Below are 15,919 nucleotides of genomic sequence, written 5' to 3'. Positions count from 1 at the left end.
ATGTGCGGCATCGCAGGGTTCATCCCGCTCGGAGCGCCGCGCGAGCGGCAGTGGCTCACGGCACTCGGCACCACCATGACCGAGGCGATGGCCCACCGCGGCGAATCCGCGGCCGCCCCCTGGGTGGCACCGTCGGGCGCGGCGATGCTCGCCTGCGTCCGGCTCGCCGTCCAGGACAGGACCGGCGCCGGAGACCAGCCCATGGCAGACCCCGACGGGCGGTTCGTCCTGGTCAACAACGGCGAGGTGTACGCCTCCCGCGCACCGCTGGCCGCGCCGTGGCCACGGCGCACCCACTGCGACACCGAATTCGTCCTGCAACAGGTCAGCCGGGCCACCGACGAAGCGGCCGTACTGAGCAGCCTGGACGGCATGTTCGCGCTCGCCTGGCACGACACCCGCACCCGGCGCACCGTCCTGGCCCGCGACCACTTCGGCGTCAAGCCGCTCCACTACTGCTACACCGACGACGGGCTGCTCTTCGCCTCCGAGGCCCAGGCCCTGCTCGCCACCGGGCTGATCCGGCCCAAGGTCGACCCCGCCGAGTTCGTGCTGCGCTCCTGGGTGCGGATGGACGCGGCGGACGAACACACCTGGCTGTCCGGCATCCGCGCGCTCCAGCCCGCCGAGTACCTGGTCGTGGATGCGCCCCGGGTGCGCCTTCGCCGCTACTGGCAGCCCGAGCCGTCCGACGAGGTGGTGGGCGCCGAGGAGATCCGCGCCGCCTTCGACCGTGCCGTCGCCCTGCGTTCGGTGGCCGACGTGCCCCGGGCCGCGGTGCTCAGCGGCGGAGTCGACAGCTCGGCGATCTTCTCGGCGCTGCACAGCAAGGGAGTCGAGGTGGCCCCCTATGTCGCCCACTACGAGGACGGCATCGGCGGCTCCGGCAGCGACGTCGACCACGCCCGTCTGGTTTCCGGTGCCCACGGCGTCCCGCTCACCGTGTGCGAGCTGTCCCGCCGCGACGCGGTCACCCTCGTCCCGGAGGTCGCGCACCGGCTCAATCGGCCGCTTCTGCACGGCGCCGAACTCGCCATGTACCAGCTCTACCGGCGCATCTCCGCCGAGGGCCAGGTCGTTGTCTACTCCGGCCACGGGGCCGACGAGATGTGGGGCTACCAGGACGGCGGCTACTTCCCCGTCGTCGACCCGGCGGCCGCGACCCATGTACACGGCCGCCACTACCTCACCCACCGCCTCCACCGCGACGAACGCCCGCTGTGGGGCGAACTGATCGAGTGGCTGGCACGCGAACTCGGCGTCGACATGGACGACATCAGGCAGCGGGTGTGGGACAGAGTGCTCAGGGAGTACCGGGCTTTGGACACCCTCGACCCGCTCAAGCGCGGCAGACACCATCTGATGCGCCGCTTCCTCGTCTACGTCAACGACATGGTGGACCTCACCTCCTCGACGTACACACTCGAGGACCGGCCCGTCTTCCAGGACGTCACCCTGGCCGAACTCGCCTTCCGCTGCCCGGAACATCTCAAGAGCCCCTGGGTGCCCGGCCGCCACAAGGAACTGCTGAAGACCGCGCTCGGCACCCTGCTGCCGCCCGCCGTCGTCCAGCGCCGCAAGCAGGGTTTCCCCTCGCCCACCGACCCCGTCTACGAGCAGGCGTTGCGGAACCTGGCAGCCGAGCAGGGACTGCCGTTCGGACTCACCGGCTTGCCCGGACACCTGCACGATGCCCTGGGGGCAGGGGAGTTGATGTTCCTGGCCTCCAGCTCCGCGTGGCTGGAGCGGCTGCGGACGCCGGAGCCCACCCCCCCTGTAGAAGGAGAAACACCCATGGCGTCGACCCATATCTGGCAATGGAGCACGGTCGCCGAGGCGGCCGAACTGGAGGACGCGCCGCCACGGACGGCACCCCAACAGGCCCAGCCGTGGTGCAACTTCACGCTGTGGCACCCCGCCGAGCTGCCCGGCGGCTGCGACGCAGCTGTCGGCACCCTGCGCAAGGAGGCCCCTCCGGGCCGCACCGACGCGAGCGCCGGCCGCACCCCGTGGTCCGACGCCAACCCGGCCGCGTACCGCACCGAGATCAGCGGCGGCGGGCGCCGGCTGCGGCTCAAGCAGTTCCTGTACGACTGGGCCTTCCCCGCCGCCGACCACCCCTGCCTGTGGGGCAGTGAGACCCGTGCCTTCCCGATCGGTGCGGGGCGTGTGGTCTGGCTGGGCACCGACTACCTCGGGCACCGCGCCGCCTCCGCGCGCATGAGCCGTACGACGGTCGAACTGTCCGTGCTGGAAGGTGAGTTCACCGACGAGGAGCTGGTGGAGCTGTACCGGGCGCTGCGGCCGGCCGACGCGGAGGCCCCGGCGCGCATCGTGCGTACGCCGTTCAGTGAACTCTCGTACTGGGCCAGGCACGCCACCGACATGATTTCGGTGCCGACCGGGCTGTACTACTTCCACCGGCGCGATCGCCCGCACGAGGGGGACTGGGTGCCCACCGCGGAACTCCCCACCTTTCTCGCGGCTCAGTTCCTTCCCGGCGAACTGGGCGGCTTCGCAGCGGACAGCGCGGCGGTCTTCACCGGCGGGGAGGGCGCGCGGGAACTCGAAGTGATCTACACGAATCAGGCGGGCGGAGGCGAGCTGCGGCTGGTCCTGCTGCGCTTGGGCGCCGGACGGATGCCCTACCCGCCGGAGCGCGAGAAGCACCCGGCCCGTACGCAGGAGACCCGGGTCCGGGGCCGGTCCGTGCATATCGCCTTCGTGGATCCGGCGGTCGGCCCGTTCGACGCCGTCTGGCAGGACCCGGCCCTGGGGGTGGAGGGCAAACTACTGAGCAGCGCCGGGCAGGGCATGGACAAGGAGTTCGCCCTCGGCTGCCTGGACACCCTGCTGTCCTGCTCCCCACTTGCGGGTCGGGGGGCCGCGCTGTGAGCTCCCCGGCCGACTCGCTGATCGCCGCCCCGCCGGGCAATCGCCACGGGCGACCGCTGTACGACCCGTCCACCGGGGAGTGCTTCGACGTCCTGCCCGACAGCGCGGCGGACGAGTGCACCCGGACGGTACGGCGCGCCGCCACAGCCCAGGTCGCCTGGAACACGGCCGGACCCCGCCACCGCTCCGAGCGCCTGCACCGGCTCGCGGATCTCGTCCAGGAGCGACGGGAGGAATTCATCGAGTTGGAGCGCCGGGGCGCGGGCAAGCCCGTCGGACGTGTGGGCGGGGAAGTGGACTTCGCCGTCCGCGCGTTCCGCTGGTTCGCCCATGCGGCGCTGCACCCCGCGGGCGAGGTGCACCCGTCCGCGCCGGGCCTGCGCGCCTATACGGACCGGGTGCCGCTGGGCGTGTGCGCCGCCATCTGCCCCGCCAACTACCCGCTGCTCATGGCCTCCTGGAAAGCCGCCGCCGCCCTGGCGTACGGCAACGCCGTGGTCGTCAAGCCCGCGCCCGAAACCCCGCTGTCCGTACGCCTGTTGGTCGAGACGGCCGAGGAAGTCCTGCCGCCCCATGTGCTCGGCGCCGTCTACGGCGGCAGCGAGGTCGGGCAGCTGTTGTGTGAACTGCCCGGCATCGCCGCGGTCTCCTTCACCGGCTCCACGGCCGCCGGGCGGGATGTGGCACGGCGCTGCGCGGCCGGAGTCAAGCGCGTCTCGCTCGAACTCGGCGGCAAGAACCCGCTCGTGGTCTTCCCCGACGCAGATCTGGACGCGGCCGCCGAGGCGGCCGTGGAGGCATTCACCGGCAACTCCGGCCAGATGTGCGTCGCCGCCTCCCGGCTCGTCGTCCATGAGTCCGTGCACACCGACTTCGTACGGGAGATCGCCGCCCGGGCGGGCTCACGGACCCTGGGCCCGACCGACGACCCCGGCACGCAGCTCGGGCCGCTGATCACCCGGCAGGCCGTGGACCGGGTAGCCGCGGCCGTCGACGAGGCCGTGGCACAGGGCGCTACCGCGCTCCTCCCGCCCGGCCGCAGCGAGCTGCAGCCGAGTCTTACGGATGCGTGCGGTCAGGGCTTCTACGTCCGTCCGGTCGTCCTCGACCAGGTGGCCACGACCGGGCAGGCCTGGCGCGAGGAGCTGTTCGGCCCGGTGCTCGCGGTAAGGACCTTCCGCACCGAGGACGAAGCGCTGAGCCTGGCCCACGACACCGACTACGGCCTGTCCGCCTCTGTGTGGACCGCGGACAGCGGCCGTACCGAGCGGCTGGCCCGGCAACTGCGGGCCGGACTGCTCTGGTTCAACACCTGGGGCGACACGGACGAGACCATCAGCGTCGGGGGTATGGGCCACAGCGGCTACGGCCGCGAACTCGGCGTGCACGCCGCCGACCAGTACACCCACACCCGCGCTGTGTGGATCGCCCACGCCGGGCAGCCGCACCTGCCGGAGGCGGGCCGGTGAACGACCAGCCACTGTGCCTCGACTTCCGCAGCGACACCCGCACGCGTCCCGACGCGGCGATGCGGGCCGCCATGGCCGAGGCCGAGGTGGGAGACGACGCGTACGGGGACGACCCGACCGTTCTGGAGCTGGAGGCGGACGGCGCCCGGCTCACCGGCAAACAAGCGGCGCTGTTCCTGCCGAGCAGCACCATGGCCAACGTCGTCGCGGTCCTGGCCGCCGCACCCGACCCGCCCGACCCGCCGGTTGTACATGCCGCGCACACGCGCCTCGTCACCGGCGAGGACACCCACATCGCCCGCTTCGAGAGCGTGGCCATGCGCCGTTTCGGCGGCGTACGGCTCGTCGGGGTGGCGCAGTGCGACGACGGGAGCCCCGAGCCGGCCGCGTTCACCCGGGCACTCGACGACGGACGAGGGCAGTCGCTGATCGTCTCCCTGGAGAACACCTGCATGCTCCAGACGGGCAACGCCCTGGACGCGGCGACGACCTGGAGCCTGGCCGCCCTCGCCCGGCGGTACGGGGCGCATGTCCACCTCGACGGTGCACGCCTCGCCAACGCGGCGGTCGCCCGGCAGGTATCCGTACAGACTCTGGCGGCCGCCGCGGACAGTGTCACCTTCTGCCTGGCCAAAGGCCTGGGCGCACCGGTCGGCTCGCTGCTGTGCGGGAGCGCCGCCTTCGTGGACCGCTCGCGTGAGCTGCGCCTGCAGCTCGGCGGCACCATGCACCAGGCGGGCGTTGTGGCAGCCGCGGGGCTTGTGGCCCTGCGCCGGGTGCCCCGGCTGGCAGACGACCACGCGCTGGCTGGCGTGCTGGCGGCCGGACTTGCTTCGGTGCGGGGTGCGGACGTTGACATGCCGCCCCGGCGGACGAACATCGTGACGGTCCGACTGGCGGGGCTCGACGCCGCCGAGTTGCGGCGGCGGCTGGCGGCACGAGGGGTACTGGTGCTGCCCCTCGACCACGGCCGGGTCCGCTTCGTCGTGCACCACGAGCACGAGGCCGCGGCGGTGCCGCACGTGGTCCACGCACTGGCCGGAGCGCGGACCGCCTCCGCGAGCGTTGTTCAGCCCGCTTCGAGCTCCCGCTGAAGCGCCTGCTCCAGCGGGCTCAGCGGAATGTCCGGGCGGAGCATCTCCGGGTGGCGCTCGGGCGGGCCCTTGAGCTCGGGGGCCCGCTCGGGCGGCAGCGGAGGGTACGGGTGCCGCGGCTCCCCGCCCGTGTGCTGCATGCCCAGAGCCACCAGACCGCGGCACAGAGCGGTGAGCATGCGGCGGATGAAGGAGGCTTTCACGTCTGACATCACTCCCTCGTCGCGGACCGGCCGGTTCCCGTCACTGTCCGGCCCGCCGCTCGGCACAGCTTCGAGACGGGGTCGAGCCCGGCTCGAACACACCGCCACACACTTCTGAGCACCCGCCGGGCCCGGCGCCGGGGCGGGAGGAGGGACGACGATGACCCGTGACCAGAGCAGGAAGTGGCCGCAGGGGCGCAGGGTTTCGACCGCGCACGCCCGGGCGGGCCTGGGGATCGACGGCTTCGACGAAGCCGTCGTGCATCCCGAGGACGAGAACTTCGGAGCCTTCGCCGAGCTGTCCGTCCCGGGTGGCGACGAGGGCGCCACGGTCGAAGACATCGAGGATCTGCTGGCCGATCTGCAGCTGGAAGGCGCCGGGCTGGCCGGGTGCGACCCCGAGCCCGCCGTGCGGCGTGCCCGTCGGCTCGGCGACGAGATCGCCTTTCTGGGGCTGACCCGGCTGGTCGCCGAACTGACCGGCGACACCGCACCGCCGACCGCTTCCGCGGTATTCGCCCTGGAGGCCGACGAGGACACCCGCCTGGCTTCCTGCGCACGACAGCGCGCTGAGGCCGGTGAGCTCGTGGAGGCCACCTGGCAGTGGCTGTCAGCTCGCCGTCGCGCCGCCGACGGACAGCCCTGGTGGTCCACCGGCCGGCTCCGCCCGCTGCCGCCCGGCACACTGCGCCTGCTGGCCGAAGTGTCAGAACCCGTACCGGACTTGGCTCCGATCGCCCAATCCTGGGCGCGTACGGCGGGAGTACGCGACGGCGCCGCTGAGCACAACTGGCGCTGGCTGATGCACGGTGAGCCGTTGTGCCGATCCGCCGCACCGGCGGGGCACGGGCTGCCCCGGCTGAACGAACTGCTCGCCGGCCTCGTCGCAGAGGCCCGTGGCCACGGACTGCTGCCGCCCACCCACAAGGTCAAGCTGATCCGGAGGCCCGGCACCGTGCCGCGGGCCACGCCCGTCCGCATGCCGGGCTTCTCGCTGCTGTCCGCGCCCACACATGTCACCCCCGCCACGGTGCGGCAACTGCAGCGGCACATAGCCGCCCTGACGGAACACGCGTTACGCCCCAAGCACGCGCCTCTGGCCGAACGGTGGACCCTCGACCCCCTGCGCTCCGCGGGCTGGGCCCAGCTGCTCGTGCACCGGGTCCACTCGCCCGAGCTGCTCGTCGGGCTCGGCCTGGAGGAGCACACCGCGGTGTCCGCGGCCCGGTTCCTCGCCGAGCACGAGCGCTTCTGCCGTGGGCTGTCGGCGGTGGACCTGGCTCTGGACGCGGCCATCGGCGAATGCCGCAGCGCGGACGGCGCACTCGACGCTGCGGCATCGGTCGCCGAGCGGACGGGGCTGCGGATGGCGCCCGAGCTGCTGCTGCTGCGCCAGCCCCGCATCCTGAACCGGCGTTCCCACCTGGCGGCCGGGCCCTGGCACGGAGCTGTACGCGACGCTCTCACCGGCCGTTTCGGCAACGGCTGGGCCCAGCGGGAAGAGGCATGGGCGCTGCTGCTGAACGCCCTGACGAGCACCGATACGGCCGCCGCGTTTCTGGGAGCGCTGGCGGCGCCGGGTCGTACGGGCCGTGGCGGGCGGCGTCCGGGTTTCCTCGTACCGGTGGGGGCTGCGGCATGAACGGCGCGGGCGACGGCGCGGTGCACAGATCCGGCCGCCCGCGTGGTCGTCAGGAGCCACGGGGGCGGCCGGGTGGTGGCACGCGGCGTCGGGAAGGGGGGACGCTCCCCGGTGCCACGCGCCTGGCGCTCCGTCAGGAACGCCGGTCACGGGCGGCTTTCCGGCCGCAGCTCGCCGTATCCCACGACGAGATCCTCCGGGATCAGCTTTCCCGCACCGGCTGGAGCACTGCTGGAGGCGGCGGTGACATCACTCGGGTCCAGTTGTCTTCGAGGCGGCTCCCAGGCTGGGCGGTCACGCTGCAGGCCAGCAGGCCCGGGCCGCGGCGTTCCGGGCCGCATTCCGGGCCGAGGCGACGGGAGTTGGCGCCGTGACGGGTGTGGTGACCTACACAAGTGCGGGAGAGGCCGATCGGCCCGCTGTCCCCGGCGTGGGGGTGAGGCCGCGATGACCGCGACAGTCACCGGCGCCCTGCGGACGCAGGAGGTCGCAGACGGGGTCTTCGCCTACCTGCAGCCGCCCGGCGGCTGGTGCCTGAACAACGCGGGCCTCATCGTCGGCGACGACGGACAGAGCGTGCTCATCGACACCGTGGCGACCGAGCGCCGCGCCCGGCGGCTGCGCGAGGCGGTGCTGCGCCGCGTGCCCACGCCGCCGCGCACCCTGGTCAACACCCACTTCCACGGCGATCACGTCTTCGGCAACTTCGTCTTCCCCGAAGCCCTGATCGTCGCCCACGAAGGCACCCGCAGCGACATGGCGGAACACGGACTGCACCTGGCCGGGCTGTGGCCGGACGTGTGCTGGGGCGATCTCGAACTGGCGCTGCCCCAGGTGACCTACCGCGACGCGCTGACCCTGCACATCGGCGGCGTACGCGTCGAGCTGCTGCACATCGGCCCGGCCGCGCACACCACCAACGACACGGTCGTCTGGCTGCCCGAACAGCGGGTGCTGTTCACCGGCGACGTGCTGATGGCGGGCGTCACGCCCTTCTGCGTCATGGGCTCGGTCTCCGGGTCGCTCGACGCCCTGGACCGGCTGCGCGCCCTCGGAGCCGAGGTGGTGGTGCCGGGACACGGACCGGTCGGCGGCCCCGGCCTGTTCGACGCCAACGAGGCGTACTTCCGCTGGATCCAGCGGCTGGCCGAGCGGGGAATCGGGGCCGGTCTGACCCCGCTGCAGCTCGCGCGTGAGACCGACCTGGGACCGTACGCCGAACTGATCGACCCGGAGCGCCTGGTGCCCAATCTGGCCCGGGCCTATGCCGAGGTGCGGGGCGCGGCTCCCGGCTCCCCGCTGGACGTGGGCGCCCTGTTCGGGGAAATGATCGACTACCACGGCCGGCTGCCCGACTGCCACGCCTGACTGCCCGCCCGACCGGCACCCCGAGCACCACGGCCCGGGGTGCCGATTCATGACCGCTTACGGGAAATCGTCGCGGGTGACCATGCGCGTGCGCACATGCAGCTCGTCGCCGCTGCGCACCAGCACATCGGTGCAGACACACACCCGGTGCACCCGGCAGCCGCCGCCGATCCTGGAGGCGTACACGATCGTGTAGGCACGTACGTCCAGCACCCCGTCCGGGCGCTCGGTGAGATCGAGCATGCCGATGAAGTGGCGGTGCCGCTCACCCGCCTCGGCGAGAGCGTCGGCGCTGCGTTGCGCGGCGGTGACCAGACCGGGGCGGCCGTGCACCGGCTTAGGCAGCGTCGGTACGTCGAAGCGGGCGTCCTCGGTGAAGGTGGCCGCCCACCGCTCGGCCTCGCCGGCGTCCAGCAACTGCATCTGGTGTGCGTAGAACTGCTGCACCTGCGCATAGAGGGCTGCGAACGCGTCGGTGGGCCGCAGGGCCTTGGCCTCGCTCCGCACAGTCATGGCGTCTCCGTTCCGTCGGTTGGCGCCACTGTCCAGGACGCCGATCGAGCCGCCTTCGAAGATTCCTCAAGCACCCCGGCCGACCGTGAGGGCCCAGCCGTCGGGAGCAGGAGGTCCCATGCCGTCGTTCACCTATCCAGAACTGCCGCTGGACGGGCTGCTGCGCCGGGCCGCCATCCGCCACCCCGGCAGAGCCGCCCTGGTCACCGAGTCGGGCACCGTCGACCACGCCGAACTCGACGACCGAGCCGACCGCATCGCCCGCTACCTGGAGCACACGGTCGGCCGGCGCGAGGCGGCGGTCGGTGTGGCCAACGTCCTCGACCCCGCCTTCCCCGCCGCCTTCTACGGCACCGTGCGCGGCGGCAGTGTCGCCGTGCTCGTCAACCCGCTGATCAGAGAAGCGGTGTTGCACCACGTCTTCGCAGCGGCGGGCATCGAGGTGGCCTTCGTACCGACGGCGACGGCCGAACTCCTGGTGAAACTGCGGGAGTCACTGCCGAAGCTGCGCACGATCGTGGTCACCGACGCCGAGGACGGTGTGGTCCCGGCCGACGCGGTGCCGCTGCAGGCAGCCCTCGACGCGGTGCCCGAAGGTCCGGGCGGGCGCCGCCGGGGCGCCGCGGCCCCCGGCGCCATCGCCTGTGTGCAGTTCACCACCGGCACCACGGGCCGGCCCAAGGGGGTGCGCCTGACCCACCGCAACCTGGTGGCGAACGCGGCACAGACCGTCCATGCCCACGCCCTGGGCCCCCAGTCCGTGACCCTCAACCATCTGCCGCTCTATCACGTGATGCACCTCAACTCGGCGCTGTACGCGGGCGCCACGCAGATCCTGTGCCGCGATCCCGACCCGGTGGCCTCGCTGGCGCTGGCCGCCCGCACGGGCGCCACCCACTACTACGGGCTGCCCGCACGACTGCACCGGCTGGCCGACGACCCGCGCCTTGAGGGGCGCCCGGAAGGCGTGCCCGCCGGACCGAGACTGACCGCCGTGCTCTCCGGCGGCAACGCGCTCGCCGACGCCACCGCCCGGCGACTGCGCGATCTGCTCGGCGTCCCCGTCATCCAGGGCTACGGCCTGGCCGAACTCTCCCCGCTGTCCCACAGCCAGCGGCCCGGGGACGGATCGCGCAGGGGCTGCGTCGGGCCTGCCGTGCCCGGCACCGAATGCCGCATCGTGGACCTCGGGACGGGGGAAGACGTCGGCGTGTACGCGACCGGCGAGGTGCACGTGCGCGGGCCGCAGCTGATGGCCGGATACCTGGACGAGAACGAGCCCTCCCGGACGGACGCGGACGGCTGGTTCGCCACCGGCGACGTCGGCTACCTCAACGAGGACGGTGCGCTGTTCCTGGTGGACCGGCTCGGGGACGTGTTCAAGTACGACAACGAGCTCGTCTCGCCGACCGCCGTCGAGCGGATCCTCGCCGAGGACCCGCGCGTGGCCGACTGCGTCGTCTCCGGCTGGCCCGACCCTGTGCACGGCGCCGTCGTCTGGGCGGGCATCGTGCTGCACGAGGATGCCGGACAGCGCTGGTGCTCCGTGCTCGACATCCTGGACTCGATCACCGAGAAGGCCAACGCCCAGCTGGCGTCCTTCGAGCAGATCCGCCGCGTCGAGACGCTCGACGCCGTCCCGCGCACTCCCGTCGGCAAACCCCGGCGGCTGGAGCTGAGACAAGAGTTGCGCGCCCGGGCCGCCGCCGAAAGCGCCGCCTGAGCCCGCCCGGTGCATGAGCCTCGTACGCCCACCCATCGCGCACCACCGACCCGCAGGAGGCAGGACATGGCGACCTTCGTCAACAAGCTGACCGTGCACGGCGACCACGAGACCTTCCTGGCCGTCAGGAACCGGCTCACGGCCTACATGGCGGCCCAGCCCGGCTATGTCGGCCACCAGCACCTGCGCCGGCTCGGCGAAGGACATGTCTACCTGGAGATCGCGACCTGGCAGGACGCCGCGGCCCACCGCACGGCCTTCGCCACCGAAGGCTTCCAGCAGCTGCTGGCCGAGCTGAGGCCGCTGGTGAGTGCCGAGCCCGGCATGTACGAGCCGGTGGACGCGCAGGACCAGGCCGGTCCGGAGGCAGCCGGTGTCCGGTGACGTTCAGGTCCTGGTCGTCGGCGCCGGTCCCGTCGGCCTGAGCGCGGCCCACGAACTCGCCCGTCGCGGTCTGCGCGTGCGCCTGGTCGACGCCGCGGCGGGCCCGGCCCGCACCAGCCGGGCCGTTGCCGTCCACCCGCGCACCCTGGAGACCTTCGACCAGATGGGCACGGTCGGCCCGATCCTCGAACAGGGGCGCCGCAACGAGGCGTTCACCATGTACGCAAAGGGCCGCCGCCTGGTCAGGCTCGACGCCGACTACGCCTCGATGCCCACGCGGTACCCGTACACCGTCATCATCGAGCAGACCCGCACGGAGGCCGTGCTGCGCGCGGCTGCCGCCCGGCTCGGCGTCGAGGTCGAGTGGGGGGTTCGTCTGGTGTCCTTCGAGCAGGACGAGACGTCGGTACGAGCCGTTCTGCGGCGGTCCGACGGCGCCGAGGAGCTGTGCGAGGTGCCCTGGCTCATCGGCTGCGACGGCGGGCACAGCACGGTACGCAAAGGGCTCGGGCTGCCGCTGATCGGCGAGAGCCGCGACACCTGGATGCTCGCCGACGCACCGGTCACCACGGACCTGCCGCCCGACAGCATCTACTGGGTGCACACCGCCACCGGGGCCATGATGATGGTGCCCTACGCGAGCCAGGGGCGCTGGCGCCTGCTGGAGACGGCACCCGGCCAACACGGTGAGCGGGACGCGGCCGAGCGCTTCTCCGCCCGTCTCTCCCGCGGGCTCGGCCATGAGGTGCGGGTCGGCGAACCCGAGTGGACGTCGGTATTCACCTTCCAGCAGCGCATGGTCCCGCGCATGCACGAAGGCCGTGTCTTCGTCGCCGGCGACGCCGCACATGTGCACAGCCCGGCCTCCGGCCAGGGAATGAACACCGGCATCCAGGAGGCGTACAACCTCGCCTGGAAGCTCGCCATGGTCGAACAGGGCCATGCCGGACGGGAGTTGCTGGACACCTACAGCCAGGAGCGGGTTCCCGTCGGGCGTGAACTGCTCGGCTCCACCCGCACGGCCACGTTCCTCGTCCAGTTCAAGAACATCCTCGCCTCGGTGGCGCTGCCCGCCGTCTTCGCCGTCGTACGCAGGGTCCCGGCGCTGCGCCGAGCCATCCAGCGCCAGGTGCTCGGCTCCATGTCGGGGCTGCGCCTGCACTATGCGCGCAGTTCCCTGAGCCTCCAGCCCTCCGGCCGGCCGGGGCCCCTCCCGCACTGCCGCCCCGGACACCGCGTCGCCTTCGCCACCGCCGGGGATCCGCAGACCGCGGGAGGGCGCGCCCTGAGCGAGGAACTGCGCGACGTGCGCTGGACCCTGCTGGCCGCAGCCGACGGCCGCGGCCGGACCGGTGAACCCGCACAGGCGGCCGCCGACGCGGCCGCCCGGCACGGCGCCTGGCTGTCCGTGCGCACAGTGGGCGGGTACGGCTGGGCCGGCCCGGCCCCGCTGCCCGATCCGGACGGAGCCCTGTGCGCCGCGCTGGGCCTCGTGCCGGGCGGCTGGGCGCTCATCAGGCCCGACGGCTATCTCGCCGCGCACGGCGCCCTGTTGAGCCGTAGGACCCTCGACGAAGCGCTCACCGCGCTGCGGCTGGATCGCTCCCAGCGGGTTTCGCTGACGCCCGCCGGTGGCCCTCCACTGGTGCTTGAGCCGTCCTCGTCCGTTCTTCGACCCGGTCGAGACATGGTCAATGGCAAGGTAAAAACCGTGGCCTTCGCGGACAGAGACACCCGTTGACGAGCCGACTGCAACCGGGGTGCGCACAGGCCGCGAACCCGGCCGGGCGCCGCCCCGCGCACCGGCCGGGACGAGCCGGACGTCCCCGGCGGGCTCGGTGACGCCCGCCCCCGCTCCGGCGAACTCATCCGACGCGAGAGGGGTGTTGCACATGTCGGACACGCGCGTGCACCGTACGAGCCACCGGGTCGAGGTGGCCGCTCCGGCCGGAGTGCTGTACGGGCTGATCGCCGACACCGTACGGTGGCCGGTGTTCTTCCCGCCCAGCATCCATGTCGAGCAGCTCGAATTCGACGGAACCCACGAGCGCCTGCGCATCTGGGCCACCGCCAACGGCTCGGTCACGTCATGGACCTCGGTCCGGTCGCTCGACCCGGAGCTGCGCCGGGTGGACTTCCGTCAGCAGGTACCCGCCTCGTCCGTCGAGGCCATGGGCGGAACCTGGATCGTCGAGGCGCGCGGCGGCGGCTCGCAGCTGACCCTGCTGCACGACTTCGTCGTCCCCGGGGACGCGGCCGAGACGGTGGCCTGGGTGCAGCGGGCGACCGACACCAACAGCCGTGCCCAGCTGGACAGTCTCAAGGGCATGGCCGAGAAGTGGACGCGCCTGGACGACCTGGTGCTCCTCTTCGAGGACTCCGTACGGGTCAACGGTCCTGCCGAGCTCGTCTACGACTTCCTCTACCGGGCCGGCGACTGGCCGGAGCTCGCCCCGCATGTGCGCCGCGTCGAGCTGACCGAACAGGCGCCGGGCGTGCAGGTGATGTCCATGGACGCGTCCGGCGCCGACGGCGCGATCCACACCACCGAATCGGTGCGGATCTGCTTCCCGCACGCCGGGCGCATCGTCTACAAGCAGACGGCGCCACCCGCCCTGATGGCGGCCCACACCGGGGAGTGGTCGGTCGAACCCGACGCGACGGGTGTGACGGTCACCGCGCAGCATCAAGTCGTCCTGAACGAGGCGGACGTCGAGCCGGTGCTCGGCGAGGGCGCCGGCCTGGCCGCGGCCCGCCGCCGGGTGCGCGAGGACCTCGGCCGGGCCGGCACCCTCATGCTGGCGCTGGCCAAGCAGCATGCGGAGAGTGCGGTCCGGGTCCTGTGACCAAAATCGCCCCTTTCGGCACGACTGCCGGCCGGCAGCCCAGTGCTGCCGGCCCCCCGGCCAACGCTCCTGAGCGGGCCGCGCGCCTGGAAGCACTGCTCGGCGACCCGTTCGATCCCGCCAACCCGCACGGCCACACGGCACTGCTGAGGGCGGACGAACGGCGTGAGGTGCCCGAAGCCACCGAGCAGTTGCTGGCCGATGCCCACCTCGCCGCCGAGTTCGTGCCCCGGGACCTCGGCGGCAGGCTGGCCCGAGCGGACGACCTGGCCCGCATCCTGCGCCCGGTCTTCCGGCGCGATGCCGCCCTCGGCTTCGGTTTCGGCATCACGTCGCTGTTCGCGGCATCCGCCGTGTGGGCCGAGGGCGATGCCCGCCAGCGCACGGACACCGCACGGCTGCTGCTCGACGGCGGCCGCGCCTCCATCCTGCACCGGGAACTCGCGCACGCGAACGCCATCCTGCGCGACGAGTTCACCGCACGCCCCGCCCCCGGCGGCGGCTTCACGCTCGGTGGCCGCAAGGACGTCGTCATCAACGCCGACCGGGCCGACGTCTTCGTCATGTACGCCCGCACCGCGCCGACCACCGGCCCGGGCAGCCATTCCGTGCTGCTGCTCGATCCACAGCGGCTTCCGCCCGGCGGTTTGCGGCGCCTCGCGCGCGTCGACACCGCAGGCATGCGCGGCAGCCGCTTCTCCGGAATCGCGTTCGCCGACTGCCCCGTGCCGCAGGACAGTCTCGTTGGCGGCCTCGGCGAGGGTGTTCTGCTCGCCCTGCGCACCTTCCAGGTCAACCGCTGCCTGATCCCCGGCGTGGTGATCGCAGGGGTGGACAGCGTCCTGCGGCACGCCGTGCGGGCAGCCACCGAGAACCGCCCGAAGGGACTGCCGGCCCGTCGCTGGCACCGGGTGCTCGCGGGGGTGTTCGCGGATCTGCTGGCCTGCGACAGCATGGCCGTCACCGGGCTGCGCTCCCTGAGCCTGCTGCCCGACAGTGCCCATCTGCTCGCGGCGGCCGTCAAGTACACGATGCCCGACCTGCTCCGCGAGGACCTGGAGGAACTGGCCACCGCGCTCGGTGCCCGCGGCTACGATCGCGGACCGCGCTACGGCGGATTCCAGAAACTGGTGCGGGACCTGCCGGTGGCCGGTCTCGGACATGCGGGCACCGCCGCCTGCCAGGCGGTCCTGGTGCCCCAACTGCGCGCTCTGGCACGCACCTCCTGGTTCCACTCGCCCGAGCCGCCCGCCGAGCTGTTCCGGCCCGGGGCCCCGTTGCCGCCGTTCGACTACCGCAGGCTGACGGTCTTGGGAACCGAGGACCGGATCACCGCGGCGCTGGTCGCCGTCGCCGAACGTCTCGGCCCGCTGCGCTCGGCCGGACCGGTCTGGGCGGCACTGTCGGATCTTGCCGAATCGTTCGTCCAGGAGGTGCGCGCGCTGCGCGAGGAATGCGCAGCGCTGCCCGGCCGCGGCCGGGCGCTGTTCGCCGACCCGAAGGCGTGCGTCCTGGCCGACCGCTACGCACTCCTGCTCGCCGCCGCGTCCTGCCTGGGTGTCCGGCAGGGCCAGGACGGCACCGGCTCCTTCCTCGACGACCCGTCCTGGGCGGTGCTCGCCCTGAGCCGGATCGGCCGCAGGCTGGGCCTGCCGGTGCCCGAACTGCCCGACCAGGTCACCGGCACCGTCGTAGCCGAGGTGCTGGAGCGCTACCGGGACGGCCTCAGTTTCGACCTGTACGCCACGCAGCTCGCCGGATGACCCCTGCCGAGGCAACTCG

General features: G+C 72.7%; 12 protein-coding genes. 10 read left to right on the top strand and 2 right to left on the bottom strand.

Translation table 11 applies throughout. The annotated features are described in order from the left end of the window. From OHA61_RS02710 to OHA61_RS02700, 3 genes are read left to right on the top strand one after another with little or no spacing between them, the layout of a single operon-like run. Positions 1-2,895, top strand: a complete 2,895-nt coding sequence (locus OHA61_RS02710) for an asparagine synthase-related protein (protein WP_406301498.1) — start codon at positions 1-3, stop codon at positions 2,893-2,895. Then, positions 2,892-4,364: an aldehyde dehydrogenase family protein gene (locus tag OHA61_RS02705; protein ID WP_406301497.1), complete on the top strand. Its 1,473-nt coding sequence runs from the start codon at positions 2,892-2,894 to the stop codon at positions 4,362-4,364. Before OHA61_RS02710 ends, OHA61_RS02705 begins: the two co-directional genes overlap by 4 nt. Next, positions 4,361-5,458 (top strand): GntG family PLP-dependent aldolase, encoded by a 1,098-nt coding sequence (locus OHA61_RS02700; RefSeq protein ID WP_406301496.1) that lies wholly within the window; start codon positions 4,361-4,363, stop codon positions 5,456-5,458. The genes OHA61_RS02705 and OHA61_RS02700 overlap by 4 nt, the downstream gene beginning before the upstream one ends. Here OHA61_RS02700 and OHA61_RS02695 read toward each other — a convergent pair. Then, positions 5,434-5,670, bottom strand: coding sequence for a DUF6059 family protein (locus OHA61_RS02695; protein ID WP_324976312.1), 237 nt, complete (start codon positions 5,668-5,670; stop codon positions 5,434-5,436). The genes OHA61_RS02700 and OHA61_RS02695 overlap by 25 nt on opposite strands. A 151-nt stretch (positions 5,671-5,821) precedes the next feature. Here OHA61_RS02695 and OHA61_RS02690 point away from each other — a divergent pair, with 151 nt between their 5' ends. Continuing rightward, positions 5,822-7,303: a hypothetical protein gene (locus OHA61_RS02690; protein WP_406301495.1), complete on the top strand. Its 1,482-nt coding sequence runs from the start codon at positions 5,822-5,824 to the stop codon at positions 7,301-7,303. Positions 7,304-7,750: 447 nt separating this feature from the next. After that, positions 7,751-8,671, top strand: coding sequence for an MBL fold metallo-hydrolase (locus tag OHA61_RS02685; RefSeq protein WP_406301494.1), 921 nt, complete (start codon positions 7,751-7,753; stop codon positions 8,669-8,671). A 57-nt stretch (positions 8,672-8,728) separates the two neighbouring features. On the opposite strand, the gene OHA61_RS02680 is transcribed toward OHA61_RS02685, so the two are convergent. Next, positions 8,729-9,184, bottom strand: a complete 456-nt coding sequence (locus OHA61_RS02680; RefSeq protein WP_406301493.1) for a nuclear transport factor 2 family protein — start codon at positions 9,182-9,184, stop codon at positions 8,729-8,731. A 118-nt stretch (positions 9,185-9,302) separates the two neighbouring features. Here OHA61_RS02680 and OHA61_RS02675 point away from each other — a divergent pair, with 118 nt between their 5' ends. The 5 genes from OHA61_RS02675 to OHA61_RS02655 all read left to right on the top strand — a co-directional run bounded on the left by OHA61_RS02675 (position 9,303) and on the right by OHA61_RS02655 (position 15,900). Then, entirely contained in the window at positions 9,303-10,907 is a 1,605-nt protein-coding gene (locus OHA61_RS02675) for a class I adenylate-forming enzyme family protein (protein ID WP_406301492.1), read from the top strand. 66 nt (positions 10,908-10,973) lie between these two features. Beyond that, a complete protein-coding gene (locus OHA61_RS02670; RefSeq protein ID WP_361914823.1) occupies positions 10,974-11,291 on the top strand; it encodes an antibiotic biosynthesis monooxygenase family protein in 318 nt (105 codons plus the stop codon). Continuing rightward, positions 11,281-13,032 carry an FAD-dependent oxidoreductase gene (locus tag OHA61_RS02665; RefSeq protein ID WP_406301490.1) on the top strand — a complete coding sequence of 584 codons (1,752 nt, stop codon included), beginning with the start codon at positions 11,281-11,283 and terminating at the stop codon, positions 13,030-13,032. The genes OHA61_RS02670 and OHA61_RS02665 overlap by 11 nt, the downstream gene beginning before the upstream one ends. Positions 13,033-13,183: 151 nt before the next feature. Further along, positions 13,184-14,137, top strand: coding sequence for an aromatase/cyclase (locus tag OHA61_RS02660; protein WP_406301489.1), 954 nt, complete (start codon positions 13,184-13,186; stop codon positions 14,135-14,137). Beyond that, a complete protein-coding gene (locus OHA61_RS02655) occupies positions 14,134-15,900 on the top strand; it encodes an acyl-CoA dehydrogenase (protein WP_406301488.1) in 1,767 nt (588 codons plus the stop codon). Before OHA61_RS02660 ends, OHA61_RS02655 begins: the two co-directional genes overlap by 4 nt. Positions 15,901-15,919: the final 19 nt, after the last annotated feature.

The sequence above is a fragment of the Streptomyces sp. NBC_00885 genome (assembly GCF_045207475.1).
GTDB lineage: Bacteria > Actinomycetota > Actinomycetes > Streptomycetales > Streptomycetaceae > Streptomyces.
This window is presented reverse-complemented; position numbering and strand designations above follow the sequence as displayed.

Bases quoted from the DNA above. Each gene is read 5' to 3' on its own strand.
- OHA61_RS02675 (WP_406301492.1), top strand. From the start codon at position 9,303: ATGCCGTCGTTCACCTATCCAGAACTGCCGCTGGACGGGCTGCTGCGC.
- OHA61_RS02695 (WP_324976312.1), bottom strand. From the start codon at position 5,670: ATGTCAGACGTGAAAGCCTCCTTCATCCGCCGCATGCTCACCGCTCTG.
- OHA61_RS02680 (WP_406301493.1), bottom strand. From the start codon at position 9,184: ATGACTGTGCGGAGCGAGGCCAAGGCCCTGCGGCCCACCGACGCGTTC.
- OHA61_RS02685 (WP_406301494.1), top strand. From the start codon at position 7,751: ATGACCGCGACAGTCACCGGCGCCCTGCGGACGCAGGAGGTCGCAGAC.
- OHA61_RS02670 (WP_361914823.1), top strand. From the start codon at position 10,974: ATGGCGACCTTCGTCAACAAGCTGACCGTGCACGGCGACCACGAGACC.
- OHA61_RS02690 (WP_406301495.1), top strand. From the start codon at position 5,822: ATGACCCGTGACCAGAGCAGGAAGTGGCCGCAGGGGCGCAGGGTTTCG.
- OHA61_RS02660 (WP_406301489.1), top strand. From the start codon at position 13,184: ATGTCGGACACGCGCGTGCACCGTACGAGCCACCGGGTCGAGGTGGCC.
- OHA61_RS02710 (WP_406301498.1), top strand. From the start codon at position 1: ATGTGCGGCATCGCAGGGTTCATCCCGCTCGGAGCGCCGCGCGAGCGG.